Origin of the sequence: Streptomyces sp. T12 (assembly GCF_028736035.1) — a bacterium.
In the GTDB taxonomy this organism is placed as follows: domain Bacteria; phylum Actinomycetota; class Actinomycetes; order Streptomycetales; family Streptomycetaceae; genus Streptomyces.
Map to the genome: position 1 here is coordinate 2984917 of NZ_CP117866.1, position 23731 is coordinate 3008647.

A 23731-nucleotide genomic window follows, 5' to 3' on the forward strand; every position below is an offset into this window, starting at 1 on the left:
CCCCGGCCAGACCGTTCAGCTCGGAGTACGGTCCCTCACCGAAGCCGGAGAGTCGCTGCTGAGCTTCTCCGCCTCAGCCTCAGCCTGCGCCGTCACCGTCCTCGCGCGCGGGCCCTGGAGGAGGTACGTCATGCCGAAGCCCGCGCCGACGGCCATCGCGCCGCCTACCGCGTCCAGCACCCAGTGGTTGCCGGTGACGACGATCGCGGTGGCCGTGAAGAGCGGGTGCAGCAGGCCGAGGGGCTTCATCCACCACTTGGGGGCGAGGATGAGGATCACGAGGCCGCACCACAGGGACCAGCCGAAGTGCAGGGACGGCATCGCGGCGTACTGGTTGGTGAGGTCGGTGAGCGTGCCGTAGTCGGGCTGGGTGAAGTCCTGCGGGCCGTTGACCGTGTCGATGATGCCGAGGCCGGGGATCAGGCGGGGCGGGGCGAGGGGGTAGAGCCAGAAGCCGATCAGGGCGAAGACGGTGGCGAAGCCGATCGCGGAGCGGGCCCAGCGGTAGTCGACCGGGCGGCGCCAGTAGAGGACGCCGAGTATGGCGAGCGGGACGCCGAAGTGGAACGACTCGTAGTAGAAGTCGAAGAAGGCGCGCAGCCAGTCGACCTTCACCACGGCGTGGTTGGCCCAGTACTCGATGTCGATGTGCAGGGCGCGTTCGATGGAGTGGATCTCCGCGCCGTGCTCCTCGGCGGTGACCCGGCCCGCCGAGTTGGAGCCGCCGGCCGCGGCGAGGCGGATCTGGGCGTACGCGTAGTAGGTGACCCGGATCAGCAACAGCTCGAAGAGCAGGTTCGGGCGGGTGATCACCCGGCGCAGGGACTGCACCAGCGGGATGTGCCGGAACCGGGAGGGGACGGGGTCGGCGTACCGCGTCGGGATCGGCGTCTGCCAGTACGGCGACGTGCGCGACAGGAACGGGACGACGGCGGCTGTGGCGAGCGCGGCGAGGAGGATCAGGTCGGCGCGCAGGGGGTGGAAGATCACCTTGTCCGGCACCATCGTCTTCGCGGGCAGCGTCATCATCAGGATGACGGCGACCGGCCACACGTACCGGTCGGAGGCCCGCTTGCCGACCTGGCCGACGACCGCGAGCAACACCCACAGCAGCTGGTGCTGCCAGGCGGTGGGGGACATGACGATCGCCGCGCAGCCGGTGATCGCGACGGCGAGGAGGAGCTGTCCGTCGTGGGCGTAGCGCACGGCGCGGCGCAGCGCGAGCACGGCGACGGCGGCGCCGAGGAGCAGGAAGAGGGCGATCTCCAGCGGTCCGGTCAGCCCCAGCCGCAGCAGCGCGCCGTGCAGGGACTGGTTGGCGAGGTCGTCGGCGCGGCCGCCGAGACCGACGCCGCCCATGTGGTGAACCCAGTAGGTGTACGAGTCGTGCGGCATCGCCGCCCAGCCGAGCACGGTGCTCGCGGCGAACGTGGCCCCCGTGGAGAGCGCGGCCCGGCGGCGGCCGGTGAACCACAGCAGCGGGGTGAACAGCAGCAGGGTCGGCTGGAGCGCGGCCGCGAGGCCGATGAGCACGCCGCCGGCGCGTTCGCCGCGCACGGCGAAGCAGCCGAGCAGGACGAGCAGCACCGGCATGATGCTGGTCTGGCCGAGGTAGAGGGTGTTGCGCACCGGCAGCGACAGCATGAGCAGGCTGATCGCGACGGGCGCGGCGAGCAGCGAGGTCCGTCTGCTCACCGGCTGCGGCAGGGCGCGCGCGGCGACCAGGCCGAGGGCGGCGACGAGCAGGAGGGTGCCGAAGGTCCAGCCCCAGCCGAGGGCCTGCTCGGCGGCGCGGGTCAGCGGCTTGAGGACGAGCCCGCCGAACGGCGTACCGGTGAACTGCGTCGAGTCGTACAGCGAGCCCTTCACATGCAGGACGCCGTCCGGGCCGACCCAGGTCTCCAGGTCCGTCAGCCGCTCCCCGGACGGGGTGCTGAGGACGACGGCCACCTGCCGTACCCCGAGAATCGCGGCGACCAGCCACAGGCCGAGGCGCGCCACGCGAACGCGTGCCTGAACCGTGCCGACGGCCGTGGCTCCAAGTGCCTGCGCCGGTCGCCCACCGTGATCCGCATTCGCCACGCCTCGTAGGCCTCCCGCCCCGGTCGTCCCACACGTCCCGCGCGTAAGGAATCGTCACGGACCCGGTGAGGCCCGCACCGCCCCCGGGGAGAGACGCAGGCAACCCCGTCTGCACCTGACGCCCGCTCTCCTTTGCTCCCCTTTGCTCTCCTTTTGTCCGGGATGACGATAGTCGGGGGCCGGTCCGGTCGCCTCCCGTGGATCGCCGGAGGTGGCGCGGAATCGTTCACATGGCGGGACCGGCCCCCGGAACCGGATCATCCGCCGTACCGTCTGAAGCCCTGGCGTCAGCACGGTGGAGGGGCTTGCGGGGATGGAGGGGCTGCGCACCATGGCCGGCTTACTGCGGGGAGGGGTACGGAGGCGGGCCCGAAGCCGAGCTCTCACCCTCGTCCTGACACTGCTCGCCCTTCAGCTCGGACAGCTCGTGGCGCCCGCCTGGGCGTGCGGCTGCGGGGCCATGGTGCCCGCCGACGCACGACGCGTGACGGTCGGCCGTGAGGAGTCCGTGGTCCGCTGGGACGGGACGCGCGAGCAGGTCGTGATGCGGCTGACCGTCCGTGGGGACGCCGAGCGGGTCGCGTGGATCATGCCGGTGCCGGGGCGGGCGACGGTCCGGCTCGGCGACCCGGACCTCTTCGACGAACTGCACGACGTCACCGCGCCCGTGCACCGCGACCGGTACCACTTCTGGCCCCAGGACGGTGACTGGCCCCTGGTGACCGGCGACGGCACGGCCGGCGGCCCGCGCGGGCCCCGGTTCGGCGCCGGACGTACCCCTGCCGTGAACGTGGTCGGCCGGCAGCGGCTCGGCCCCTTCGACGTGGCCCGGCTGACCGCCACCGACCCGGGCGCGCTCGGCGGCTGGCTGGACAGCAACGGCTTCGCCCTGCCGGCCCGCCTGGCCGGCGCCCTGCGGCCGTACGTCCAAAAGCGGTGGGAGTACGTCGCCGTGAAGCTGGCCCCCGACAGCACCGGCGAGCCGCTGACCGGCACCCTGGACCCGCTGCACCTCACCTTCCGGGCCGATGAGCCGGTCTACCCGATGCGCCTGTCCCGCCTCGCCGAGACCCGGCAGTCACTGGGCCTGTACGTCCTGGCCGCGCACCGCATGGAACCGGCGTCCCGCATCGGTGGCGAACGCCCCCGCGTCACCTACGCCGGCCGGGTGACGGCGAAGTCCGGCCCGCTGGCCGAGCTGGCGGCCGGCACCCCGTTCCTGACCGCGATCGGCCAGGAGTTCCCGCACCCCGAGCGGATCTCCGGCGACCACGTGCTGCACCGGGCGGCCGACGACACCTTCCAGCAGGTGATCTACGAGGACCGGCTGCGCACGGTGGCCGGTGTCCCGGCGTGGCTGCTGACGGTGACGGGCGGGCCCGCCCTGGTCGTGGCGACGGCAGCGGTGTTCGCCGTACGACGGTCCCGGCGACCGGAGGCACCGGCGCCTGCGCCGATCGGCTGAATCCACGATCCTGGAGTCCCTGGCGGGGAAACGGAAACGCCCGACGAGGAAAATCCCCGACAGGGAACGGGGCACGCGACTATGTTCATTAGGACATCTAGTTAGCTCTTCTACTTACCGCTTCTAACTAGCCATACGAAAGGCAAGGCGATGAGCGAGTCGCAGCTCTGGGACGACGTCGACGAGTACTTCTCCGCCCACCTCTCCCCCGAGGACGACACCCTCCAGGCAGCCCTGCGCGACAGCGACGCGGCCGAGCTCCCGCACATCAACGTCACCGCGCCCTTGGGCAAGTTCCTCCATCTCCTGGCCCAGATCCAGGGCGCCCGCAACATCCTGGAGATCGGCACGCTCGGCGGCTACAGCACCATCTGGCTGGCCCGCGCCCTGCCCGCCGACGGCCGCCTGATCTCGCTGGAGTACAGCGCCAAGAACGCCGAGGTCGCCACCCGCAACATCGCGCGGGCGGGCCTGGACAGGATCGTCGAGGTGCGGGTCGGGCCGGCCCTGGAGTCGCTGCCCAAGCTGGCCGACGAGAACCCGGCCCCCTTCGACCTGGTCTTCATCGACGCCGACAAGGCCAACAACCCTCACTACGTCGACTGGGCCCTCAGGCTCACGAGCACCGGCAGCCTGATCATCGTGGACAACGTGGTGCGCGGCGGCCGGGTCGCCGACGCGGACAGCACCGCGCCGGACATCCGGGGCACCCGCGCCGCCATCGAACTGATCGGCAGCCACCCGAGGTTGAGCGGCACGGCGATCCAGACGGTGGGCGGCAAGGGCTACGACGGCTTCGCCCTGGCGCGGGTGCTGGCGTAAGCGGCGAGGGCCTGCCCGACAGGCCCCGGGGCTCAAGCCTCGTGATAGAAGCCGACGTTGACGCTGCGCGGCTCCGTGCGGTCCTGGATGACGATCTCGCCGCTGCCGCCCCTGGGCAGCGGCACTGTCCCGCCGTAGGCGATCGGCTGCGCGTACTGCCCCACCGTCAGCCGCACTTCGGAGGACGGGTCGGGCTGCGAGCCGCGCAGCCAGCTCACCTGCCAGCCGCCGTCCGGGCCGCACAGGAACTCCAGGTGGACCCGCGAGACGAACAGCCAGTCGTCCGGCGTCGAGAGCCGGCACACCGTCTTGTCCCGGCCCACCCGCAGCACGGCACCCGGCTCGCTGGGCGCGTCGGCCATGAGCATGCCGGCCGTGGCACCCTCGTCCGCCGCGGACACGGCGGCCATGGTGAGTTCGAGCACGTGCGTTCCTCCTGAAACATCCTTGTACAGCGGCCGTTTTGGCCACGACGCCGCATGATAAATCGCCCGGCACCGCCGCGTCCGGCACAATGAACTCATGACCGAGCGAAAGCCCCCCGGTGTCCCGTTCGAGTCCTGGGTCGACAAGCAGATTCACGACGCGCAGGCGCGCGGCGACTTCGACAGACTGCCCGGAGCGGGCAAACCCCTGCCGAACGATCTGGAATCCCCGTACGACGAACTGTGGTGGGTCAAACGCAAGATGGCCCGCGAGGGCCTGTCGGTCCTGCCCCCGGCGCTGGCCCTGCGCAAGGAGGCGGAGGACGCGCTGACGGCGGCGTACGCGGCGCCGACGGAGCGGCTCGCCCGGAAGATCATCACGGACGTGAACGTCAAGATCCGCGACATGCTGCTGAAGCCGCCCCCCGGCCCGCCCCTGGGCCGCAAGCCGTACGACGTCGAAGAGGTCGTACGCGAGTGGCGGGAGCGCCGGGAGGCGGCGAGCGGTCGGCGGGCGGACGCCTCAGACGTGTAGGAGCCGTTCCGCCAGCTCGCGGTAGTCGCGCAGCGCAAGCCGAAGCTGCTCGGTGTCGGTGGACGAACCGGGCTCGTCCTCGGCCGCTTCCATGGACTGCCAGGACCCACGCAGAGTACGGCGACGCTGCGCCACCGCCTCGGTCAAGCGACCGGTGAGCTCTTCCAGGACGTGGTCGGCCTCCTCAACGGCGGTCCGGGGACCGTCGACGAACCCCGGAGACCGCGTGCTGCAACTGCAGCTCGAACTTGTCGGACTCGTCGTGCGGGAGGAGCGGCGTGGGTCCGCTCTTCGCCGGCTCGTAGTCGGTTCCCCTGCCGGTCGTCACGTCCGTCATGTCGCTCGACTCCCCTTCGCGTGACGTCCAGAGAACGTCCACGGCAGATGGCCGCGGTGGCCGTCGGTGTCCCTCCGGGACTCGTGCGGCTCCCGGGAAACCCTGCGGTGGCGCTCGACCGTCAGGTCCTCGAACAGGCCCCGGGCCTCGATCATGGCCTCGCGCATCTCCTCCGTACCCGGCCCACCGCCTTCCGGTCCGCCGCCCACGCGCGCATGGGCGACGCGGTGCACGTGCCGGTAGCCCTGCACATGGTCCGCGTGGTGCACGGACAGGGCGGACAGCTGCTCCTCGTACTGCGCGCCGTCGGGGAAACCCCGTGCCCGCGCCACGTCCGCGAGCAGCCGGTCCGCCTCGTCGACGGCCTCCTTCGGCGAGTCGACGAAACGCTCCTGGGCCGCCGTCCAGCGGGCCTCGAACCGCTCGAGCTCGACCGGCTCCAGCGCCCGCTCCCGCAGCCCGCCGTGCGCTCCACCCTCCCCCACTCTCGACTACGCTCGAGCGGGAGGTGCCCCCAGGGCGAGCTCACGCTCGGCTGCCTCGGCGTCCCCGTCGTGCCGGGCCAGGGCCCGCTCGTATTCGGGCCCGAAGCGCCGCTTCAGCCCCTCACTGCCCCGCATACCCCGAGCACGCAGGGCCAGGACGGCCGCGCCGAGCACGACGACGACCGCCGCAATCACGATCAGAACGATCACACCTGTGGACATGTCTGCCGGGTTGCCCCGAAGGCGCCCCTCAAACAGCCGCCGCAGTGGGTGTAATTCGCTTGCGCGCCCACTAAGTCACCCTCCGACAATGTCCCGCATGACCTGGACCGTCGCCCCGGAACCCCACGACTCCCCCACCGCCACCGCTCTCTGGCGGGCGTACTACACGGAGGTCAGCGACCGCTACTACCTCCTGCACGAGGGACGCCGTACCGACCCGGCCGAGCTGGAACGCGAGATCGCCGCGCACGCTTGGGACGAACTCCAGCCGCCGAAAGGCACGTTGCTGGTGGCCCGCTACGCGGGCGAGCCGGCCGGTTCAGCAGGCGTACGCCTCCTCGACGCGGACACCGCCGAACTGAAGCGGGTCTTCCTCCACGAGCCGATGCGCGGCAAGGGAGGCGGCCAGACCCTCGTACGAGCCGCCGAGGCCACGGCCCGCTCCCTCGGCGCCACCCGCATGATCCTGGACACCCGCCACGACCTGACGGAGGCCCGCACCCTGTACACCAGACTCGGCTACGAGGAGACGGCCCCCCACAACGACGACATCTACGCCGAGCACTGGTTCAGCAAGGACCTCGCTTAGCCACCCCCGTGGCGCCGCACCCGCGCACGGCGGGAAGGGGACGTGCCGGGGGGTGTCCGCCCGCAGCAGCGGGCGTCAACACAGGGCACCCCACTGACGTACGGCAACCGCCCGACCGAGGACGGACACCCCCCGGCACGGCCCCGACCCACAACGCACCCGCAGGCGCAACGCGCACCCCCACTCACCCGCGCAGGCCGCCGCAGGCATCCCCCGCCCCACCGCCGAAGGCACCCGCACAGGCCGCCGCAGGCACCCCGGCTCAACCGCCGGAGGCACCCGGCTGCTCACGATCCGACCCGCACAGCTCCTCATTCAGCTCCTTCACCAACTGGACCAGATCGGTAGGCCGATCCGGCCCCCACCAGTCCCCCAGCAACTCGGCGAACGACTCCTCCCGCACCCGAGCCAACCGCTCGGCCACCTCCCGCCCCCTGTCCGTCAGCACAAGGTCAAGCCCTTCACGGACAGCCAACCGCCGCCCCTCCACCTGCCGAGCGGCGTCAAGAATCACCGGCAGCGGCACAGCGCTGCGCTCGGCGAGCACCGCCGGCTCCACCCAGCCGTACTTCTTGATCCGCAGCAGCAGCCAACTGGCCGCGGGCAGCAGGTCGTACCCGGCCCGCTCGGTGATCTTCCGGTACACCTCGCGCCGCCCCTCCCGCGTACCGAGCACGGACAACGCCCGGCACACCTCGTCGTACGACGACCGCTCGACGGGGTTGCTGGCCAGCGTCTCGGTCACGTCAGGGGCGGTCACGGACCCCCGCAGCTTGTCCTCACGCAGCAGCCAGGCCAGTACGAACCCCACCAGCGCCACAGGAGCGGCGTACAGGAACACGTCGGTGATCGAGGTCGCATACGCCTCCAGCGCGGCCGGCCGCAGCGCAGCCGGCAGCTGGGCGATGTCGCGCGGGTCCGCTTCGAGCCCTTCCAGCGAGACACCGGCCGGAAGCCGGGCTCCGCGGAACGCCTCCACCAGCTGGTCATCGAGCCGATTGGCGAAGATCGTGCCGAAGATGGCGACGCCGAACGAGGCCCCGATGGACCGGAAGAAGGTCGCCCCGGAGGTGGCGACGCCGAGATCCGCGTACGAGACGGCGTTCTGCACGATCAGCACCAGCACCTGCATGACCAGCCCGAGCCCCAGCCCGAAGACGAAGAAGTAGACGCTCATCTCCCAGGTGGAGCTGTCCATGTCGAGCTGATGGAGCAGCAGCAGACCCAGCGTCGTGACCCCGGTCCCGGCGATCGGGAACACCTTCCAGCGCCCGGTACGGCTGACGATCTGCCCGGACCCGGTGGACGACAGCAGCATGCCGACGACCATCGGCAGCATGTGCACACCGGACATGGTCGGGCTGACCCCCTGCACGACCTGGAGAAACGTCGGCAGATAGGTCATCGCGCCGAACATGGCGAACCCGACGATGAAGCTGATGACCGCGGAGAGCGTGAAGGTCCGCACGCGGAACAGCTTGAGCGGCAGCACGGGTTCCGCAGCCCTGCGCTCCACGGCGACGAAAGCGAAGGAGAGCACCACCCCGAGGACGACGAGCCCGACGGTCTGCGCCGACCCCCAGCCCCACGTCGTGCCCCCGAGGGAGGCCACCAGCACCAGGCAGGTGGCGACGGAGGCGATGAGGAGCGTACCGAGGTAGTCGATGACATGCCGCGTCGACCTGCGCGGAATGCGCAGGACGGTGGCGATGACGGCCAGGGCGACGATGCCGACGGGAAGGTTGACGTAGAACACCCACCGCCAGCTCAGATGCTCGGTGAACACCCCGCCGAGCAACGGCCCCAGCACACTGCTGGCCCCGAACACGGCACCGAACAGCCCCTGATACCGCCCACGTTCACGAGGCGGGACGATGTCGCCGACGATCGCCATGGACAGCACGATGAGCCCGCCTCCGCCGAGCCCCTGCACGGCCCGGAAGGCGATGAGCTGAGCCATGTCCTGCGCCATGCCGCACAGCGCGGAACCGACGAGGAAGATCACGATCGCGATCTGGAAGAGCCGTTTGCGCCCGTACTGGTCACCGAGCTTGCCCCACAGCGGTGTCGCGGCGGTGGACGCCAGCAGATACGCGGTCACGACCCACGACAGGTGATCCATGCCGCCGAGGTCGCTGACGATGGTCGGCAGCGCGGTGGACACGATGGTCTGGTCGAGCGCGGCGAGGAGCATGCCGAGAAGCAGTGCGCCGATGGAGACGAGGACGTTGCCGGGCACGTTCTCGTGCGCCTCGACTCCCCGCTTCGGGGGCTGCGCGTCACGCACATTTCCCGTCATACCGTGCGCGTCCCCGGCCATGAAGACCTCCCGAGCGAGTCGTTACCCCTCCCATCGTGATCGCTGTGCCCCGTTATGGCCTGTCGAGTCCGTTTGGAAGCGGTCCTTCCGGGGGTTGGGGAGGTGGCGTGAGGAACGTCTGCATAACCTGGGGAGTTCGCGAGGGGAGGGGACGAACGCGTGACAGAGCCGAGGGGAACCGAGGGAGCGAAGGGTCCGCAGGACCCGGCCGGCCCGGACAGCCCTGACAGCCCGACCAGGCCAGGCAGCCCGGATGGCCCTGAGGGCCACCGTTGCCCGCAGTGCGGTGCGCCGAGAGCGGCCGACAACACCCCGTCGTGCGGCTGCGGGCCCCGCGTGTCAGAGGCCCTGCGCGATGCCCGTACGGCGGAGGCGGCCGCGGCGGAGGACTTCGATCCCCTGCGGATACGCCCGTACGTGGAGCTGGAGGGCGACGGCGAAACGATGCCCTTACGGGCGATACCGCCGACGGCACCGACGCCCGCCCCGCCCACCACCGATCCGACCTCGACGCTCCCCACCCCCCTGTCCCCACCGGCGACGACACCGAGCGCACGGGACCTGAGCCTGTTCGAGCCGGACACGGCCGTGTACGAGGAAGACGACAGGGACAGGACTCGGCGCGCGAGGGCCGGCCACCGCCGTACGCGTACGGCCCTGCTGGGAGTGGGCGGAGCGCTCGTGGCCGTGCTGGCGGCGGCCGGCTTGGCGAGCGGCCTGTTCACGTACGAGACGCCGTCACGGGACACGGCACTGCCGGACGACGTACGGGCGAGCGTCCCGGTCCCGTCGACGAGCGAGGCCTCCGAGGAGCCCGCACCGACCTTGACGTCGACACGACCGGCACCGCCGCCCGCGCCCCCGTCGCCCACGCAGAGCGCGTCCCCCTCACCCTCCCCGTCGAGGTCGAGCATGTCCCCGACACCATCACGCTCGACCGAACCCACGACGGCGCCGCCGACAGCCGAAGCCACGGACTCCCAGGAGGAATCCGCCGCCGCCCTGGCACCCGAACCCCCCACCCTCAGCCGCGGCGACCGGGGCCCCGAGGTCACGGAACTGGAACTCCGCCTGACTCAACTCGGCCTCTACACGAGGAAGGCCGACGGCAACTACAACGAGGGCGTCGAGGACGCGGTCAGCAGGTACCAGTGGGCACGGGGAGTCCAGCCGGAGGAATACGGGGTGTACGACCTGGCGACGAGGGAGAAGCTGGAGTCGGAGACGACGGAACCGTGACGCTGTTCGGTTGCTCGCGCAGTTCCCCGCGCCCCTTGGTTGGCTGCAGTGCAGCGGCCCAAGGGGCGCGGGGAACTGCGCGACCGGCCACACGCGACCCGCAGCCGCCGATGAACGCGAAGCCCCGAGCTCTCAGGCGAACCACCCCACACCTACGACGCCCGGGGCACTAGCCGACGTACAGCCGGATCTCCCCACCCGCCGCAGCCTCGACCCGTACCTGCCGCAGGTCGGCCACGACCACATCCGGCCCATGAAGCCCGGCCCGCGGCCCGACCCCCACCACCCGCATCCCCGCGGAGCGCCCCGCCTCGATCCCGGCAGCCGAGTCCTCGAAGACGACGCAGTCCGCCGGCGCGACCCCCAGCTCGGCAGCCCCCTTCAGGAACCCCTCCGGGTCGGGCTTGCTCGCGCCCACCGACTCCGCGGTCACCCGCACCTCCGGCAGCTCCAGCCCGGCCGCAGCCATCCGCGCCGTGGACAGCGCAACGTCGGCCGACGTCACGAGCGCATGCGGCAACCCCCGCAGCGAGGCCAGAAACTCCGGCGCCCCCGGAATCGGCACCACGCCCGCCACATCCGCCGTCTCCTCGGCGAGCATGCGCGCGTTGTCCGCGTGGTTCTGCTCCATCGGCCGGTCGGGCAGCAACAGCGCCATCGAGGCGTACCCCTGCCGCCCGTGCACGACCTTCATCACCTCGTCCCCGTCCAGCCCGTGCCGCTCGGCCCAGCGACGCCAGATCCGTTCCACGACGGCGTCGGAGTTGACGAGGGTTCCGTCCATGTCGAGCAGGAGGGCACGGGCGGTGAGCACAGTGGGCGTGGCGGGCACGGTGGTGGCCGGCATCAGCAGCTCCAGGGCGAGGGGCACCGGGGGTACAGCGGTGGCCCCCGGGAGGGACAAGGTGGCCCCGCCCGCCGGTCAGGGAAAACGGGCGGGAGCCACTTTGTTCCCCAACGGTACAAAACCGAGGCCCGATCCCGCTACCGCCTCCAGAAACCGTTCACCAACAGTTCAGCTCAGCCCCGGCTCAGCCGCTCCCCCGCAGCCACCCCGGACACCCCGGCCACCCCGACCACCCCAACCACCCCGGCCACCCCCACCTCACCCGGCGATCGCCTCCCACAGGCTCCACACCCCGAGCCCCAGCATCACCAGCGCCGCCACCTTGGTGATCAGCCGCAGCGGTACCCGACGCATCAGCGCCTTCCCCCCGACGATCCCGATCCCCGCCACGGCCCACAGCGCCAGCACCGCACCGAGCCCGACCGACAGCGGATCGTCGTAACGCGCCGCGAGGTTCGCCGTCATGATCTGCGTCAGATCCCCGAACTCGGCGACCAGGATGAGCATGAACCCGGCCCCGGACACCTTCCAGAAGGACTGGTTCTCCGGCTTGCGGACCTCCTCCTCGTCCTCGTCCCCCTTCATGAGCAGCACCGCCGCGCCGCCCAGGAACAGCACACCCGTCAGCGCGTGCACGATCTGCTGCGGCAACAGCGTCAGTACGCTGCCGGCCGCCACGGCCAGCGCCACATGCACCGCGAACGCGGTGGCGACACCGGCGAAGACGTAGGAGGCGCGATAGCGCGTACCGAGGACGAGCCCGGCCAGCGCGGTCTTGTCGGGCAGTTCGGCGAGGAAGACGACGCCGAAGACGACCGCCGTCACGGTGAAGCTGATCAAGGTTCCTCAATCGGTCGGGGCTGCCCCACCGAGAGCACTGTCACTGCGATCATCGCGCTACGACACCTCGGCACGGCAGCACACTCATCGCCCGTGCCGTACGACACGGGCGTGCACTGCTTGCCGAAGGTCTCGCTGGCCGACCTCATGAACGAGGTCCGCCTCCGGGCGCCGGCTCAGGCGAGCTGAGCAGTATGTCGACGGTCCGGCGAAGAGCTACTCCCCTTCTGCGCACACCATGATACGAGATCGTTTCGCCATAAACCTTGTTATGTCATGTACGTGTCACTAACTTCTAACCGGACGCACACCTCCCGGCAACACGGCGTGGCGAGCATTCGATCGCTCGCTCGCCAACACCCCCACCCCCCAAGGGAGTTCGCAATGTCGAAGTTCTACGCGCGTCGACGCGTCAGCATACTCGCGGCGCTGACCGGTGTCATAGCCTCCGTCGGGCTTTTCAACGGCCCGACCGCCTCCGCCGCGCTCCCCACCCCCGTCAGCGCCTCCACCGCCCGCACCTACCTCGCCTCGCTCACCGTGGCCACCGAGGACCGCACCGGCTACGACCGCGACCTCTTCCCGCACTGGATCACCCAGTCCGGCACCTGCAACACCCGCGAGGTCGTCCTCAAGCGCGACGGCACGAACGTCGTCCAGGACTCCTCCTGCGCCGCCACCAGCGGCAGCTGGTACTCCGTCTACGACGGCGCCACCTGGACCGCCGCCTCCGACCTCGACATCGACCACCTCGTCCCGCTGGCCGAGGCCTGGGACTCCGGCGCCTCCGGCTGGACCACCTCCCGGCGCCAGGCCTTCGCCAACGACCTGACCCGCCCGCAGCTGATCGCCGTCACCGACAACGTCAACCAGGCCAAGGGCGACCAGGACCCGGCCACCTGGATGCCGTCGGTCAGCTCGTACCGCTGCACCTACGTGCGCGCCTGGGTCCAGGTGAAGTACTACTACGACCTCTCGGTCGACTCGGCCGAGAAGAGCGCGCTGACGAACTACCTCGCGAGCTGCTGACCGAGTTCAGCAAACTGTGATCCCGGAACCTCCCCGCTCAACTCCGTCGTTCCGTACCGTACGGGGCGACGGAGGAGGGCGATGAGGTGGCCGAACTGCGCCTGGGACCACTGCTGAGGTACGCCGACGGCTCGTCCGCGACCGTCTGGGTCGAGGCGAGCCGTCCCTGCGCCGCCGAGGTGCGCGGCGCGGACGGCTCCGGCGGCGAGGCGCGCACCTTTCAGATCGCGGGTCATCACTACGCCCTGGTGCCGGTGACCGGCCTCACCCCGGGGACGACGACGCCGTACGAGGTCCTCCTCGACGGCACGCGCGTGTGGCCGCTGCCCGGCTCCCCGTTCCCGGACTCCGTCATCCGCACCCCCTCCCCCACTCTCGACTTCGCTCGAGCGGGAGGTGCCCCCATCGGCGACCCCGTCCGCCTCGCCTTCGGCTCCTGCCGCTGGGCCGCGCCGCCGGCCGGTGAGAAGGACCCGGTCGGCCCGGACGCCCTGGACACGCTGGCCGCCCGGCTCGCGGCCGACCCCGACGGCGAACGGCCGGACGTACTGGTGCTGCTGGGCGACCAGGTGTACGCCGACGAGACCTCCAAGGCGACCAGGCGGTGGCTGGCCGCCCGCCGCGATCTGAGCGAGCCGCCGGGCGACGAGGTCGCGGACTACGAGGAGTACACCCACCTCTACTACGAGTCCTGGCTCGACCCCGAGGTGCGCTGGCTGCTCTCCACCGTGCCCAGCTGCATGATCTTCGACGACCACGACGTCATCGACGACTGGAACACCTCCGCCGCCTGGCTCGCCGACATGCGGGCCACCCCGTGGTGGCGGGAGCGGCTGCTGAGCGGGCTGATGTCGTACTGGGTGCACCAGCACCTCGGAAATCTGTCGCCGGACGAGCTGGCCGCCGACCCGCTCTACGCCGCCGTACGCGAAACCCCCGACGGCACCGACCTGTTGCGCTCCTTCGTCTGCGAGGCGGACGTCGAACCGTCCTCCGTCCGCTGGAGCTACCGGCGCGACTTCGGCCGCGTACGGCTGCTGATGGTGGACACGCGGGCGGCCCGGGTGCTCGACGAGGACGCGCGCTCCATGCTCGACCCGGGCGAGGCGCGGTGGCTGCGCGAGCAGGCGCTCGACGGGAGGGGTTCCTACGACCACCTCCTCATCGGCACCTCCCTGCCCTGGCTGCTGCCGCATCTGGTGCACGACGCCGAGGCGTGGAACGCGGCCCTGTGCCGGGGCGAGCGCGGGGAGCGCTGGGCGCGGTTCGGGGAGGATCTGCGGCGGCGGGCGGATCTGGAGCACTGGGCGGCGTTCCCGTCGTCCTTCGACGCGCTGGCGGAGCTGATCGCCGAGGCCGGGTCGGGGGCGGGGGCGCCGGCGACGGTGTGTGTGCTGTCGGGGGATGTGCATCACGCGTACGTGGCCGAGCCGACCTGGCCGGCGGGGAAGGGGCCGGACGCCCGCGTCTTCCAGCTGACCTGCTCGCCCGTCCACAACGCCATCCACCTGGCGATCCGGCTCGGCTTCCGCTTCGGCTGGAGCGGGGCGGCCCGGGTGCTCGGCCGGTGGTTCGCGGGACACGGGGGCTGTCCACGGCCGCCGATCGACTGGCGCCGGACGGGCGGGCCCTGGTTCGGCAACCAGCTCATGACGCTGACGCTGCGCGGTCGTTCGGCACGGCTGCGGCTGGAGCAGGCACGGGCGGGGCGGGGTGCGGGGGCGGGTGGGAGTGCCGGTGGGGGCGCGGGGGCTGCGGAGGCTGCGGGGGCGCGGTTGCGGACGGTGGCGGAGTCCGAACTCGCCCCGTAATCGGGCTCTTCCGCCTGCTTGTCACCGCTGTGTCAGGTGATGCTCGTGATGCATCCCACACTCGCTCACCCCGGGGCTCGGTTCGCCCCGCTCCCGACGGCATGATGAGCCGGACCGTCCGCTTCCATCCGGCGGATCGCTCCACTGCGCCCCCCACGCCCGGGAGTCACCCTTTTGTCTGCACCAACCTCCGCACCGACCCCGGACTCCCCCGCGGACTCCCCCACGGTCTCCGTCGCCCTGGTCGGCGCCGGCCCCCGCGGCACCAGCGTCCTGGAACGCCTGTGCGCCTCGGCTCCCGAACTCCTCCCGCCCGGCACACACCTCACGGTCCATGTGATCGACCCTGCCCCGCCCGGCCCCGGGCGCGTGTGGCGGACCGCGCAGTCGCCCGAGCTGCTGATGAACACGGTGTCCTCGCAGGTCACGCTGTTCACCGACGACAGCGTGGACTGCTCGGGCCCGGTCCGGCCCGGCCCCAGCCTCTACGACTGGGCGGCCGGCGCGCTGGGCCCGGACGAGTACCCGACCCGCGCGCACTACGGCCGGTACCTGGAGTGGGTGTTCGCGAAGGTCGTGCGCGAGGCGCCCCCGGCGATACGCGTCCAGACGTACGCGGCCCGTGCGGTACGGCTCGACGACGCGCCCGACGGCCACCAGTTCCTCACCCTCGACGACGGCCGCACCCTGCCCGGCCTGTCCGCCGTGGTCCTGGCACAGGGACATCTGCCGACGGCCGCCGACGCGCCCCAGCGCCACCTCGCCGCGTACGCCGAACGCCACGGCCTGCGCTATGTGGCGCCCGCCAACCCGGCCGACGTCGACCTCTCCCCCGTATCCCCCGGCGAACCGGTGCTGTTGCGCGGCCTGGGTCTCAACTTCTTCGACCACATGGCCCTGTTGACCACCGGCCGCGGCGGCCGCTTCGTCCGCGTCGAGGACGGCCGGGGCGGCCTGCGCTACGTCCCGTCCGGCAACGAGCCGCGTCTGTACGCCGGTTCGCGCCGCGGCATCCCGTACCAGGCGCGCGGCGACAACGCGAAGGGGCCGTACGGCCGCCATCTCCCGCTCGTCCTGACGCCCGAGGTGATCGCCGGCTTCCGCAAGCGCGCGGACTCGGGCGAGGCGCCGGACTTCCTCGCGGAGATATGGCCGTTGGTGGCGAAGGAGGTGGAGACGGTGTACTACACGGCGCTGATACCGGGGACACGGCGGCCGGAGTTCGTCGGCCGCTTCCTCGCCGTCGCCCACCGCGACCCCCAGGAGGCGCTCCTGCTGGAGGAGTTCGGGATCCCGGAGCGCGAGCGCTGGAGCTGGGACCGGGTCTCCCGCCCCTACACGGGGTCCGACGTCGCGGATCCCGTGCGGTGGCGCGAGTGGCTGCTGGCGTATCTGCGCGAGGACGCCGCACAGGCCGCCCGGGGCAATGTGCAGGGCCCGCTGAAGTCGGCCCTCGACGTGCTGCGCGACCTGCGCAACGAGCTGCGGCTGATCGTCGACCACGGCGGCCTCACCGGCACCTCGCGCCGGGACCACCTGGACCGCTGGTACACCCCGCTCAACGCTTTCCTGTCCATCGGCCCGCCCCGGCGCCGCGTGGAGGAGCTGATGGCCCTGATGGAGGCGGGCGTGGTGGAGGTGCTCGGGCCCCGGCTGGAGGTGCGGGAGGAGGACGGGGCCTGGGTGGCGCACTCGCCCGAGGTGCCGGGCTCGATGGTCCGGGCGACGACCCTCGTCGAGGCCCGTCTGCCGGAACCCGACCTGCGCCGCACCGCCGACGACCTGCTGGCCCGGCTGCTGAAGACCGGACAGTGCCGACCGCACCTCGTCGACGGCTACGAAACGGGCGGGCTGGACGTGACACAGCGGCCGTACCGTCTGATCGACCGTCGGGGTCAGGCGCACGCGAGGCGGTTCGCGTTCGGCGTGCCCACGGAGGGTGTGCACTGGGTGACGGCGGCCGGGGCGCGGCCAGGTGTGGATTCGGTCACGCTTTCGGACGCGGATGCGGTGGCGAGGGCGGCGCTACGTGCGGTTACTTCCGGGGCGGATGAGGATTCCGAGGCGGAGTGTTGGCCGAATGTTGAACTTGCAAGTATTGATTAGGGCTACCTAACGTGGGGCTACCGATCAGTATCCGTCCCCACACCGCTCCTCCCCAGGGACCGGTAGACGTCAGACCGAGGGAGTCCCCCCATGACCGGACGCCTTAACAGCGCCCAGCCTTACGCCATCGGCCTGTTCCGCATAGTCGTCGGCCTGCTCTTCGCCTGCCACGGCGCCAACTCGCTCTTCGGTACCTTCGGAGGCCAGACCGCCGAAGCCGGCACCTGGCCCGCCTGGTACGCCGCCGTGATCGAACTCGTCGGCGGCAGCCTGGTCCTGCTCGGCCTCGGCACCCGCGCCGCGGCCTTCATCTCCTCCGGCGCCATGGCGTACGCGTACTTCAAGGTCCACCAGCCCCAGGCCCTGTGGCCCATCGAGAACAGCGGCGAAGGCGCCGCCATGTACTGCTGGGCCATGTTCCTGCTGATCTTCACCGGCTCCGGCGCGTTCGGCCTGGACCGGCTGTTCGCCAAGCGTTCCGGGGCGCAGAGCAGGACGGCGGCCGACCAGACACCGGTGGCGGCCTGACGGCTCGGGCCCCGGCCCCGGCCCGGACGACGGCGCCCGTATCCGCGCGGCTCACGCGGGTGCGGGCGCCGTTCCCTTTGCCCCGTGGGGCAGGGCAGCCGAGTGAACATGCTGTGCCGAACACACGAGCCCCCGATGAATCTCCTGTCACGCCCCCGGCGTACGCTGTATGGCTGTCATAGGCCGCCCCTGCCGCTCCCCCACGACGTCGCGGCACGGTCTGGCCACGGGGGTAAACGGGGAGTTGCGGTGTTCGAGGGTCTCGGGGACGTGGGTTTGCTGACAGCGAGCCCATGGATCTACGTAGTGGTCGCACTGTCAGTCCTGTTGGACGTGTTCGTCCCGGTCCTGCCCAGCGGCGTTCTGGTGATCACGGCGGCGACGGCGGCGGCCGCGGGCTCGGGAGCCGCGACCGGTCAGGTCCCCGGCGACGTCCCGGACATCCTGGCCCTGACGCTCTGCGCCGCGACGGCCTCCGTCCTGGGCGACCTCGTCGCCTACCGTCTCGCCTGGCGCGGCGGCGCCCGACTGGACCGCGCCATCGCCCGCTCCCGCCGCCTGACGTCGGCGCAGGAACGTCTCGGCACGGCCCTGGCCCGGGGCGGCGGCGCCCTGGTGGTCCTGGCCCGCTTCGCCCCCGCCGGCCGCTCGGTGGTCTCCCTGGGCGCCGGCGCCACACACCGCAGCCCGCGCGACTTCCTCCCCTGGTCCGCCCTGGCAGGCATCACCTGGGCCACCTACAGCGTGGCCCTCGGCTATTTCGGCGCCCAATGGCTGGGCGCGACCTGGCTGGCAACGGGAGTATCGGTCGCAGCACTGTTCGCGGCGGGGGCAGGCGCGACGTACGTGATGCGCCGGAAACCGGCGTAGCCACCCGCGACCTCCGCCACCCGTCCCGCCCAGCGCCGTCACCCGGCCGCCTACCGCGTGGCTGGCAACGGGGGTGTCGGTCACAGCACTGTTCGCGGCGGGGACAGGGGGCGACGTACATGATGCGCCGGAAACCGGCGCAGCCACCCGCGACCTCCGCCACCCGTCCCGCCCAGCGCCGTCACCCGGCCGCCTACCGCGTGGCTGGCAACGGGGGTGTCGGTCACAGCACTGTTCGCGGCGGGGACAGGGGGCGACGTACATGATGCGCCGGAAACCGGCGCAGCCACCCGCGGGCTCCGCCACCTGTCCTGCCCGGCACCGCTCCCGCCCGGCACCTGTCCCGCCCCGCACCGCTCCCGCCCGGTGCCGTCACCCCGGCCGCCTACCGCCTGGCTGGCAACGGGAGTATCGGTCACAGCACTGTTCGCGGCGGGGACAGGGGGCGACGTACATGATGCGCCGGAAACCGGCGCAGCCACCCGCGGGCTCCGCCACCTGTCCTGCGCGGCGCGCCCGTCCCGGCGCTACCCGTCCCGTCCGGCACGCGTCCCGGGTGCTACCCGGCCTTGCGCGCCGGTGCGGCGCCCCGCACCTCCAGCCCGTCGAGCAGGTCGGCCGTGGCCTCCGCGATCAGATCGACGGCACGGTCGAAGACTTCCCGGTTGTGGGCGGCGGGAGCCCGGAACCCGGAGACCTTGCGCACGTACTGCAGGGCGGCGGCCCGGATCTCTTCCTCCGTCGCCTCTTCGGGCAACGCGGGCGGACGAAGCGTCTTGATGCTGCGGCACATGCCTGACAGTCTCCCCCCGGGAGGGGTCTGTCTGCCATGATCACGTCGAGGCGGCCACCACACCGGGGCCGACCGACGAGAGGACTCGCATGACGGCGAACGATCGACTCACCGTGGCGGTACTGGGCCCGGGCGGCATAGGCGGCCTGCTCGCCGCGCTGCTGTCCAGGGCCGGCCACCGGGTGATCTGCCTGGCCGGCGACGACACGGCCAAGACCCTGCGTACGACCGGAATCCACGTCCGCAGCGGCCTGTTCGGGGACTTCACGGCCGACGTCGAGACGGACACCGAGCTCCGTGAACCGGTCGACGCCTGCCTGATCGCGGTCAAGGCCACCGCCCTCGACGCGGCCCTGACCCGCGTCCCGCCCACCGCGCTGGGCGACGCCCTGATCGTCCCCTTCCTGAACGGCGTGGAACACCCGCAGACCCTCCGCACCCGCTACCGCCCCGACCGCGTCGCGCCGGCCGTCATCCGCGCCGAGTCGACTCGCGTCGCCCCGGGGACGATCGAGCACGCCAGCCCCTTCGCCGAGATCGACCTCACCGGCGACCCGGTCCCCCGCGGCCGCCTCGACGCCCTCGCCCAGGCCCTCGACGCGGCCGGCCCCACCACCCGCGTCCTCGACGACGAGACGGCGACGCTCTGGGCGAAGATGTCCTTCCTGGCCCCGTTCGCCCTGCTCACCACCCGCCACGCCCTCCCCCTCGGCGACGTACGCACGCTCCACCGCGAGGAGTTGACGTCCCTCGTCGAGGAAACGGCAGCCGTCAGCCGCGCCTGCGGCGGCCCCGCCGACCCGGCCCAGGCCCTCGCCCGCTACGACGCCTTCCCACCCGCCACCAAGTCCTCGATGCAACGCGACGCCGAGACAGGCCGCCCCCTCGAACTGGACGCCATCGGCGGCGCGTTGCTGCGCGCGGCGGAGCGACATGGGGTGCCCGCACCGGTAGCGACCCGCCTGGTACAGGAGTTGAGGAGCGCCGGCCACTAGCCGAAGCTCGCGACGGCCCGGCCTACCGATCATCGACTCACACACTCGTTCGCATGAACCACCCGAAGAAACTCGCAACCCAAAATCGAACAGGCGTAGCATTGGGCCGTGGCTACGCCCTATGACTTTCCGAGTGACCTCCTCGCCGGCCAGGAGGAGCTGCATCAGGTCCGGGCCGAGCTGTCGGCCCTGCTGAAGCGGCTCCCGTGGTCGGTCGTACCCCTGGACGCGTTCAGCGACGACAACGGCTGGCGCAAGGTCGAGCGCCCCGCCTCCCCCGGCTGGACGGAGGACGAGCAGGCCGAGGTCGAGAAGCTCCGACACCGCGAGCACGAGCTCGCGGTGTTCGTCAGCGGCCACCGCTTCTGGTCGGACCTCACCGGGCCGGAACGTGTGGACGCCCGCACAAAGCTGAAGCACGCCCACGAGACGCCGGCGGAGGAAGAGAACTGAGAGGAAGAGAACTGAAACGCAGAGGGCCCCGGCCGCGAACGGCGGGGGCCCTCTGTCGCTGTGGGCGCGGACGGTTTCGAACCGCCGACATCCTGCTTGTAAGGCAGGCGCTCTACCCCTGAGCTACGCACCCGAGAACGAGTCGACAGCCTACCTTGCCAGGGGCCATGTCCCGCAAACCCGTATCGCGGACTGTCCGGGAAGTCCGGGGACAACCTGGGGTTATCCCCACCACGGATCCGGGAGCGGCCCGGATCCCGCGGCGGGCTCGGGGTCCGTACGGTCGAAGCACCGTCGTAATCCTGGGCCGCGAAGCCCGGTCCCAGGAGAGTCTCAGGGGGAGATCGTCATGGCCCGTACCGTTCCCGCCCGCGCCGCCGCCGTCGCCGGGGCCGCCGTGGTGCTCCTTGCCGGGGTCACCGCATGCGGGGCCTCCGCCGGGGATGACAAGGATCCCGAGCACCGGTCCTTCGCGCTGGAGGGGAAGACCCTGACCATCGACTCCGACGACTCGGCGTTGGAGATCGTCGCCGCCGACGGGAACAAGGCCGGCACGGTCGAGGTCACGCGGTGGTTCCAGGGGTCGGTCGCGATCGGCTCGGATCCCAAGGTGACCTGGGCGATGGAGGACGACCGGCTGGTGCTGCGGGAGAAGTGCTCGGGCATGATCGCCAACTGCTCGGCCAAGCACCGGATCGAGGTGCCGCGCGGGGTCACCGTGAAGGTCGAGGACGGGGACGGGAGCGTGCGGGCGCGCGGGTTCCAGGATGCGTTGAGCATTCGTACGGGGGACGGGTCCGTGCGGGTCACCGACTCCAGCGGTCCGCTGGACCTGAAGACCGGCGACGGCTCCATGCACGTCTCCGACGTCTCCTCGCGCCAGGTGAGGGCGCGGACCGGGGACGGCTCGGTGCGGCTCGAACTCGGCACCGTGCCGGACCTGGTGGAGACCCGCAGCGGCGACGGCTCGGTGACGATCGAGCTGCCCCGGGCGACGTACCGCGTGTCGACCGAGACCGGTGACGGCTCGGTGGATGTGTCCGTGCCCCGGGACGACGCCAGCTCCCATGTGGTCTCCGCCCGTAGCGGCGATGGAAAAGTCACGGTGCGAACCGCGAACTAACCGGCCCGTGTGTTCGTCCTAAACCGGTGGGAGAATGAACCGGGCAGGGTGAATGACAGCACGGGAGAGGGATGTGACGGCGACACCTCCGCAGCCGAACTCGCCGTCAGCGCCGGGCGCGCATGGACATCCCGCGCGGGGCGTCCCGCAGCCCGTACGTCAGGTTCCGCGCGGCTCGCGCCGCGCTCTGCGCGACACCCTCACCCTGGTCTGCGCCTTCCCCCTTGTCGCCGTTCTCGCCCTGCCGGCCGCCTTCGCCGGTGGTGGTACGCGGCGCTGGTTCGGTGGGCGGGCGGAGAGTCAGCGGGCCGAGGCGCAGGCCGCGAAGGACGCGGCGGCGGCCGCGTTCTACGAGCTGGACACCGCTCAGCGGGATCTGCGGATCTCGATCGAGACGATCGCGGCCGTCGACGACTCGCCCGCCGCCCGCCGGGCGCTCACCGACTTCGAGGCGCTCGGGCGGCGTATCGACGAGGCCAGTCACCAGTACATCCAGGCCGTCGACGCCCACGACCTCGACCGCGACGACCTGGAGGCCTCGGCCGCCGCCCGCGCCCGTACGGAGCTGACGCAGGCCAAGGACGAGCTGGGGCGCGTCAAGCAGGAGCTGGACCGGTTCGCGGACGGGCTCGGGCCGCTGCTCGGCAAGGCCGAGACCCAGCTGGCCCGGCTCGCCCCCTCGGTCGAGCGCGCCCGGCAGGGCCTGCTCGCCGCCTCGAACGCGCTGGATGCCGTACGGGGATCGGGGCTGAGGGCGGACGATCTCGCCGCCCGGCTCGCGGCCCTCGCCCCGGAGCTGACCAAGCTGAACCAGGGCGCCGGACAGCATGGCGTCCCGCAGACGCTGGAGCGTGCCGAGCGGGTCGCGCGGGAGGCGGAAGCGGTCCGGGTGGAGGCCGAGCGGCTGCCGGAGAAGGCCGCCGAGATCGATCACCGGCTCGTGTCGCTGCGGACGCGCGCGCAGGCGCTGACCACCCGTGCCGGGCAGGTCGAGCCGGTGCTGAGCGAGTTGCGGCGGCGGTTCACGGCGGCCTGCTGGCAGGACCTGCAGAGCGTGCCGGACCGGGCCGGGGAGAACGTACGGCAGGCCGAGCTGAAGCTGAAGGAGGCGCAGGCCGCGCGCGACGAGCAGCGCTGGCCGGACGCCACCGCGCTGCTGTCGACGGTCCGGGCGCTGCTGAACTCCACCGACGAGTCGGTGTCCGCGGCCGGTGACCGGCTGCGCCGGCTGAACGCCGTGCAGAAGGACCCGCAGCAGGAGATCGACCGGACCCGCTTCGCGATCCGGGACGCCCAGCGGCTGGCCATGGCGGGCCGCAACACGCCCGATCCGCGGCACGCGCGTCCGCTGGACGACTCCGTCGCCCGGCTGGAGCGGGCGATCGGCACGCTGGAGGGCCGCCACCCGGACTACTGGCACTTCCTGACCGAGACGGGGGCGGTGCGGCAGGCGGTGGCCGGGGTGGTCGCGCGGATCCGCGAGGAGCGCGGCGGCGGTCACTGACCGGGCTAACCTGTGCGCATGCCTCGCTATGAGTACCGCTGCCGCAGCTGCGGCGACACGTTTGAACTGAGCCGTCCGATGGCGCAGTCGTCCGCCCCGGCGAGCTGCCCGGCCGGGCATGACGACACCGTGAAGCTTCTGTCGACGGTGGCCGTCGGCGGCACCGCCTCGGCTCCCGCCCCCGCGCCGAAGTCGGGCGGAGGCGGGTGTTGTGGTGGAGGGTGTTGCCGCTAGGTAGTGCGTGCGTTGCTCTCTGCGGGTGCGTGGGGGCTTGTCGCGCCCACGCGGCGGAGCCGCATACGACACAGCCC

23 protein-coding genes, 1 tRNA gene and 1 pseudogene are annotated in these 23731 nt (G+C 71.7%); 15 read left to right on the top strand and 10 right to left on the bottom strand.

All coding sequences use genetic code 11. The features are described from left to right. Nucleotides 1–15 precede the first annotated feature (15 nt). Nucleotides 16–2082 (bottom strand): phosphatase PAP2 family protein, encoded by a 2067-nt coding sequence (locus PBV52_RS13295; RefSeq protein WP_274238558.1) that lies wholly within the window; start codon nucleotides 2080–2082, stop codon nucleotides 16–18. A 331-nt stretch (nucleotides 2083–2413) separates the two neighbouring features. Here PBV52_RS13295 and PBV52_RS13300 point away from each other — a divergent pair, with 331 nt between their 5' ends. Both PBV52_RS13300 and PBV52_RS13305 read left to right on the top strand, forming a co-directional pair. Then, nucleotides 2414–3547, top strand: a complete 1134-nt coding sequence (locus PBV52_RS13300; RefSeq protein WP_274238559.1) for a DUF2330 domain-containing protein — start codon at nucleotides 2414–2416, stop codon at nucleotides 3545–3547. Nucleotides 3548–3697: 150 nt separating this feature from the next. Next, nucleotides 3698–4369 carry an O-methyltransferase gene (locus PBV52_RS13305; protein ID WP_274238560.1) on the top strand — a complete coding sequence of 224 codons (672 nt, stop codon included), beginning with the start codon at nucleotides 3698–3700 and terminating at the stop codon, nucleotides 4367–4369. A 32-nt stretch (nucleotides 4370–4401) separates the two neighbouring features. Here the strand turns inward: PBV52_RS13305 and PBV52_RS13310 are convergent, their stop codons facing one another. Beyond that, nucleotides 4402–4794, bottom strand: a complete 393-nt coding sequence (locus PBV52_RS13310) for a hypothetical protein (protein ID WP_274238561.1) — start codon at nucleotides 4792–4794, stop codon at nucleotides 4402–4404. A gap of 97 nt (nucleotides 4795–4891) precedes the next feature. Here PBV52_RS13310 and PBV52_RS13315 point away from each other — a divergent pair, with 97 nt between their 5' ends. Beyond that, the gene (locus tag PBV52_RS13315) at nucleotides 4892–5329 is read left to right on the top strand and encodes a DUF1992 domain-containing protein (RefSeq protein WP_274238562.1); all 438 of its coding nucleotides are present in this window, start codon (nucleotides 4892–4894) and stop codon (nucleotides 5327–5329) included. On the opposite strand, the gene PBV52_RS51695 is transcribed toward PBV52_RS13315, so the two are convergent. From PBV52_RS51695 to PBV52_RS13325, 3 genes and pseudogenes are all read right to left on the bottom strand, one after another. Then, nucleotides 5318–5476 (bottom strand): hypothetical protein, encoded by a 159-nt coding sequence (locus PBV52_RS51695; RefSeq protein WP_373921857.1) that lies wholly within the window; start codon nucleotides 5474–5476, stop codon nucleotides 5318–5320. The genes PBV52_RS13315 and PBV52_RS51695 overlap by 12 nt on opposite strands. Nucleotides 5477–5513: 37 nt before the next feature. Then, on the bottom strand, nucleotides 5514–5666 hold the full coding sequence (locus tag PBV52_RS51700) for a hypothetical protein (RefSeq protein WP_373921858.1): 153 nt from the start codon (nucleotides 5664–5666) through the stop codon (nucleotides 5514–5516). Then, nucleotides 5663–6373, bottom strand: a pseudogene (locus PBV52_RS13325) (hypothetical protein). Before PBV52_RS13325 ends, PBV52_RS51700 begins: the two are co-directional and overlap by 4 nt. A gap of 97 nt (nucleotides 6374–6470) precedes the next feature. Here PBV52_RS13325 and PBV52_RS13330 point away from each other — a divergent pair. Further along, nucleotides 6471–6962 (top strand): GNAT family N-acetyltransferase, encoded by a 492-nt coding sequence (locus tag PBV52_RS13330; RefSeq protein ID WP_274238563.1) that lies wholly within the window; start codon nucleotides 6471–6473, stop codon nucleotides 6960–6962. A 262-nt stretch (nucleotides 6963–7224) separates the two neighbouring features. Here PBV52_RS13330 and PBV52_RS13335 read toward each other — a convergent pair whose 3' ends face one another. After that, nucleotides 7225–9282, bottom strand: a complete 2058-nt coding sequence (locus PBV52_RS13335) for an MDR family MFS transporter (protein WP_373921859.1) — start codon at nucleotides 9280–9282, stop codon at nucleotides 7225–7227. 336 nt (nucleotides 9283–9618) lie between these two features. On the opposite strand from PBV52_RS13335, the gene PBV52_RS13340 reads away from it, so the two are divergent. Then, complete coding sequence (locus tag PBV52_RS13340; RefSeq protein ID WP_274238564.1) at nucleotides 9619–10521, top strand: peptidoglycan-binding protein; 903 nt, start codon at nucleotides 9619–9621, stop codon at nucleotides 10519–10521. 169 nt (nucleotides 10522–10690) lie between these two features. Here the strand turns inward: PBV52_RS13340 and PBV52_RS13345 are convergent, their stop codons facing one another. Together PBV52_RS13345 and PBV52_RS13350 are read right to left on the bottom strand one after the other, a co-directional pair. Next, complete coding sequence (locus PBV52_RS13345; RefSeq protein WP_274249373.1) at nucleotides 10691–11368, bottom strand: HAD family hydrolase; 678 nt, start codon at nucleotides 11366–11368, stop codon at nucleotides 10691–10693. 258 nt (nucleotides 11369–11626) lie between these two features. After that, a complete protein-coding gene (locus tag PBV52_RS13350; RefSeq protein ID WP_274238565.1) occupies nucleotides 11627–12208 on the bottom strand; it encodes a TMEM165/GDT1 family protein in 582 nt (193 codons plus the stop codon). 384 nt (nucleotides 12209–12592) lie between these two features. Here PBV52_RS13350 and PBV52_RS13355 point away from each other — a divergent pair, with 384 nt between their 5' ends. The 5 genes from PBV52_RS13355 to PBV52_RS13375 all read left to right on the top strand — a co-directional run bounded on the left by PBV52_RS13355 (nucleotide 12593) and on the right by PBV52_RS13375 (nucleotide 18552). Next, entirely contained in the window at nucleotides 12593–13237 is a 645-nt protein-coding gene (locus PBV52_RS13355; protein ID WP_274238566.1) for an HNH endonuclease family protein, read from the top strand. An 86-nt stretch (nucleotides 13238–13323) separates the two neighbouring features. Further along, nucleotides 13324–15048, top strand: a complete 1725-nt coding sequence (locus PBV52_RS13360) for an alkaline phosphatase D family protein (RefSeq protein ID WP_274238567.1) — start codon at nucleotides 13324–13326, stop codon at nucleotides 15046–15048. A 174-nt stretch (nucleotides 15049–15222) separates the two neighbouring features. Beyond that, nucleotides 15223–17154 carry an FAD/NAD(P)-binding protein gene (locus PBV52_RS13365; RefSeq protein ID WP_274238568.1) on the top strand — a complete coding sequence of 644 codons (1932 nt, stop codon included), beginning with the start codon at nucleotides 15223–15225 and terminating at the stop codon, nucleotides 17152–17154. 90 nt (nucleotides 17155–17244) lie between these two features. After that, entirely contained in the window at nucleotides 17245–17682 is a 438-nt protein-coding gene (locus PBV52_RS13370; RefSeq protein ID WP_274238569.1) for a DoxX family protein, read from the top strand. A 249-nt stretch (nucleotides 17683–17931) separates the two neighbouring features. Then, the gene (locus PBV52_RS13375; RefSeq protein WP_274238570.1) at nucleotides 17932–18552 is read left to right on the top strand and encodes a DedA family protein; all 621 of its coding nucleotides are present in this window, start codon (nucleotides 17932–17934) and stop codon (nucleotides 18550–18552) included. 559 nt (nucleotides 18553–19111) lie between these two features. Here the strand turns inward: PBV52_RS13375 and PBV52_RS13380 are convergent. After that, nucleotides 19112–19345 carry a DUF2277 domain-containing protein gene (locus tag PBV52_RS13380; RefSeq protein WP_274238571.1) on the bottom strand — a complete coding sequence of 78 codons (234 nt, stop codon included), beginning with the start codon at nucleotides 19343–19345 and terminating at the stop codon, nucleotides 19112–19114. Between the two features lie 89 nt (nucleotides 19346–19434). On the opposite strand from PBV52_RS13380, the gene PBV52_RS13385 reads away from it, so the two are divergent. Further along, complete coding sequence (locus PBV52_RS13385) at nucleotides 19435–20340, top strand: ketopantoate reductase family protein (protein WP_274238572.1); 906 nt, start codon at nucleotides 19435–19437, stop codon at nucleotides 20338–20340. A 108-nt stretch (nucleotides 20341–20448) separates the two neighbouring features. Continuing rightward, nucleotides 20449–20793, top strand: coding sequence for a hypothetical protein (locus tag PBV52_RS13390; protein WP_274238573.1), 345 nt, complete (start codon nucleotides 20449–20451; stop codon nucleotides 20791–20793). A 61-nt stretch (nucleotides 20794–20854) separates the two neighbouring features. On the opposite strand, the gene PBV52_RS13395 is transcribed toward PBV52_RS13390, so the two are convergent. After that, a tRNA-Val gene (locus PBV52_RS13395) sits at nucleotides 20855–20926 on the bottom strand. A 216-nt stretch (nucleotides 20927–21142) separates the two neighbouring features. Between PBV52_RS13395 and PBV52_RS13400 the strand changes: the two genes are divergently transcribed. The 3 genes from PBV52_RS13400 (at nucleotide 21143) to PBV52_RS13410 (ending at nucleotide 23654) form a co-directional block, all read left to right on the top strand. Continuing rightward, nucleotides 21143–21916, top strand: coding sequence for a DUF4097 family beta strand repeat-containing protein (locus PBV52_RS13400; RefSeq protein ID WP_274238574.1), 774 nt, complete (start codon nucleotides 21143–21145; stop codon nucleotides 21914–21916). A gap of 73 nt (nucleotides 21917–21989) precedes the next feature. After that, complete coding sequence (locus tag PBV52_RS13405; RefSeq protein WP_274238575.1) at nucleotides 21990–23420, top strand: hypothetical protein; 1431 nt, start codon at nucleotides 21990–21992, stop codon at nucleotides 23418–23420. A gap of 18 nt (nucleotides 23421–23438) precedes the next feature. Continuing rightward, the gene (locus PBV52_RS13410) at nucleotides 23439–23654 is read left to right on the top strand and encodes a zinc ribbon domain-containing protein (protein WP_274238576.1); all 216 of its coding nucleotides are present in this window, start codon (nucleotides 23439–23441) and stop codon (nucleotides 23652–23654) included. The last annotated feature ends 77 nt before the right edge of the window (nucleotides 23655–23731 follow it).

Bases quoted from the DNA above. Each gene is read 5' to 3' on its own strand.
- PBV52_RS13370 (WP_274238569.1), top strand. From the start codon at position 17,245: ATGACCGGACGCCTTAACAGCGCCCAGCCTTACGCCATCGGCCTGTTC.
- PBV52_RS51700 (WP_373921858.1), bottom strand. From the start codon at position 5,666: ATGACGGACGTGACGACCGGCAGGGGAACCGACTACGAGCCGGCGAAG.
- PBV52_RS13315 (WP_274238562.1), top strand. From the start codon at position 4,892: ATGACCGAGCGAAAGCCCCCCGGTGTCCCGTTCGAGTCCTGGGTCGAC.
- PBV52_RS13335 (WP_373921859.1), bottom strand. From the start codon at position 9,282: ATGGCCGGGGACGCGCACGGTATGACGGGAAATGTGCGTGACGCGCAG.
- PBV52_RS13345 (WP_274249373.1), bottom strand. From the start codon at position 11,368: ATGCCGGCCACCACCGTGCCCGCCACGCCCACTGTGCTCACCGCCCGT.
- PBV52_RS13305 (WP_274238560.1), top strand. From the start codon at position 3,698: ATGAGCGAGTCGCAGCTCTGGGACGACGTCGACGAGTACTTCTCCGCC.
- PBV52_RS13410 (WP_274238576.1), top strand. From the start codon at position 23,439: ATGCCTCGCTATGAGTACCGCTGCCGCAGCTGCGGCGACACGTTTGAA.
- PBV52_RS13300 (WP_274238559.1), top strand. From the start codon at position 2,414: ATGGCCGGCTTACTGCGGGGAGGGGTACGGAGGCGGGCCCGAAGCCGA.
- PBV52_RS13355 (WP_274238566.1), top strand. From the start codon at position 12,593: ATGTCGAAGTTCTACGCGCGTCGACGCGTCAGCATACTCGCGGCGCTG.
- PBV52_RS13380 (WP_274238571.1), bottom strand. From the start codon at position 19,345: ATGTGCCGCAGCATCAAGACGCTTCGTCCGCCCGCGTTGCCCGAAGAG.
- PBV52_RS13400 (WP_274238574.1), top strand. From the start codon at position 21,143: ATGGCCCGTACCGTTCCCGCCCGCGCCGCCGCCGTCGCCGGGGCCGCC.
- PBV52_RS13330 (WP_274238563.1), top strand. From the start codon at position 6,471: ATGACCTGGACCGTCGCCCCGGAACCCCACGACTCCCCCACCGCCACC.
- PBV52_RS13385 (WP_274238572.1), top strand. From the start codon at position 19,435: ATGACGGCGAACGATCGACTCACCGTGGCGGTACTGGGCCCGGGCGGC.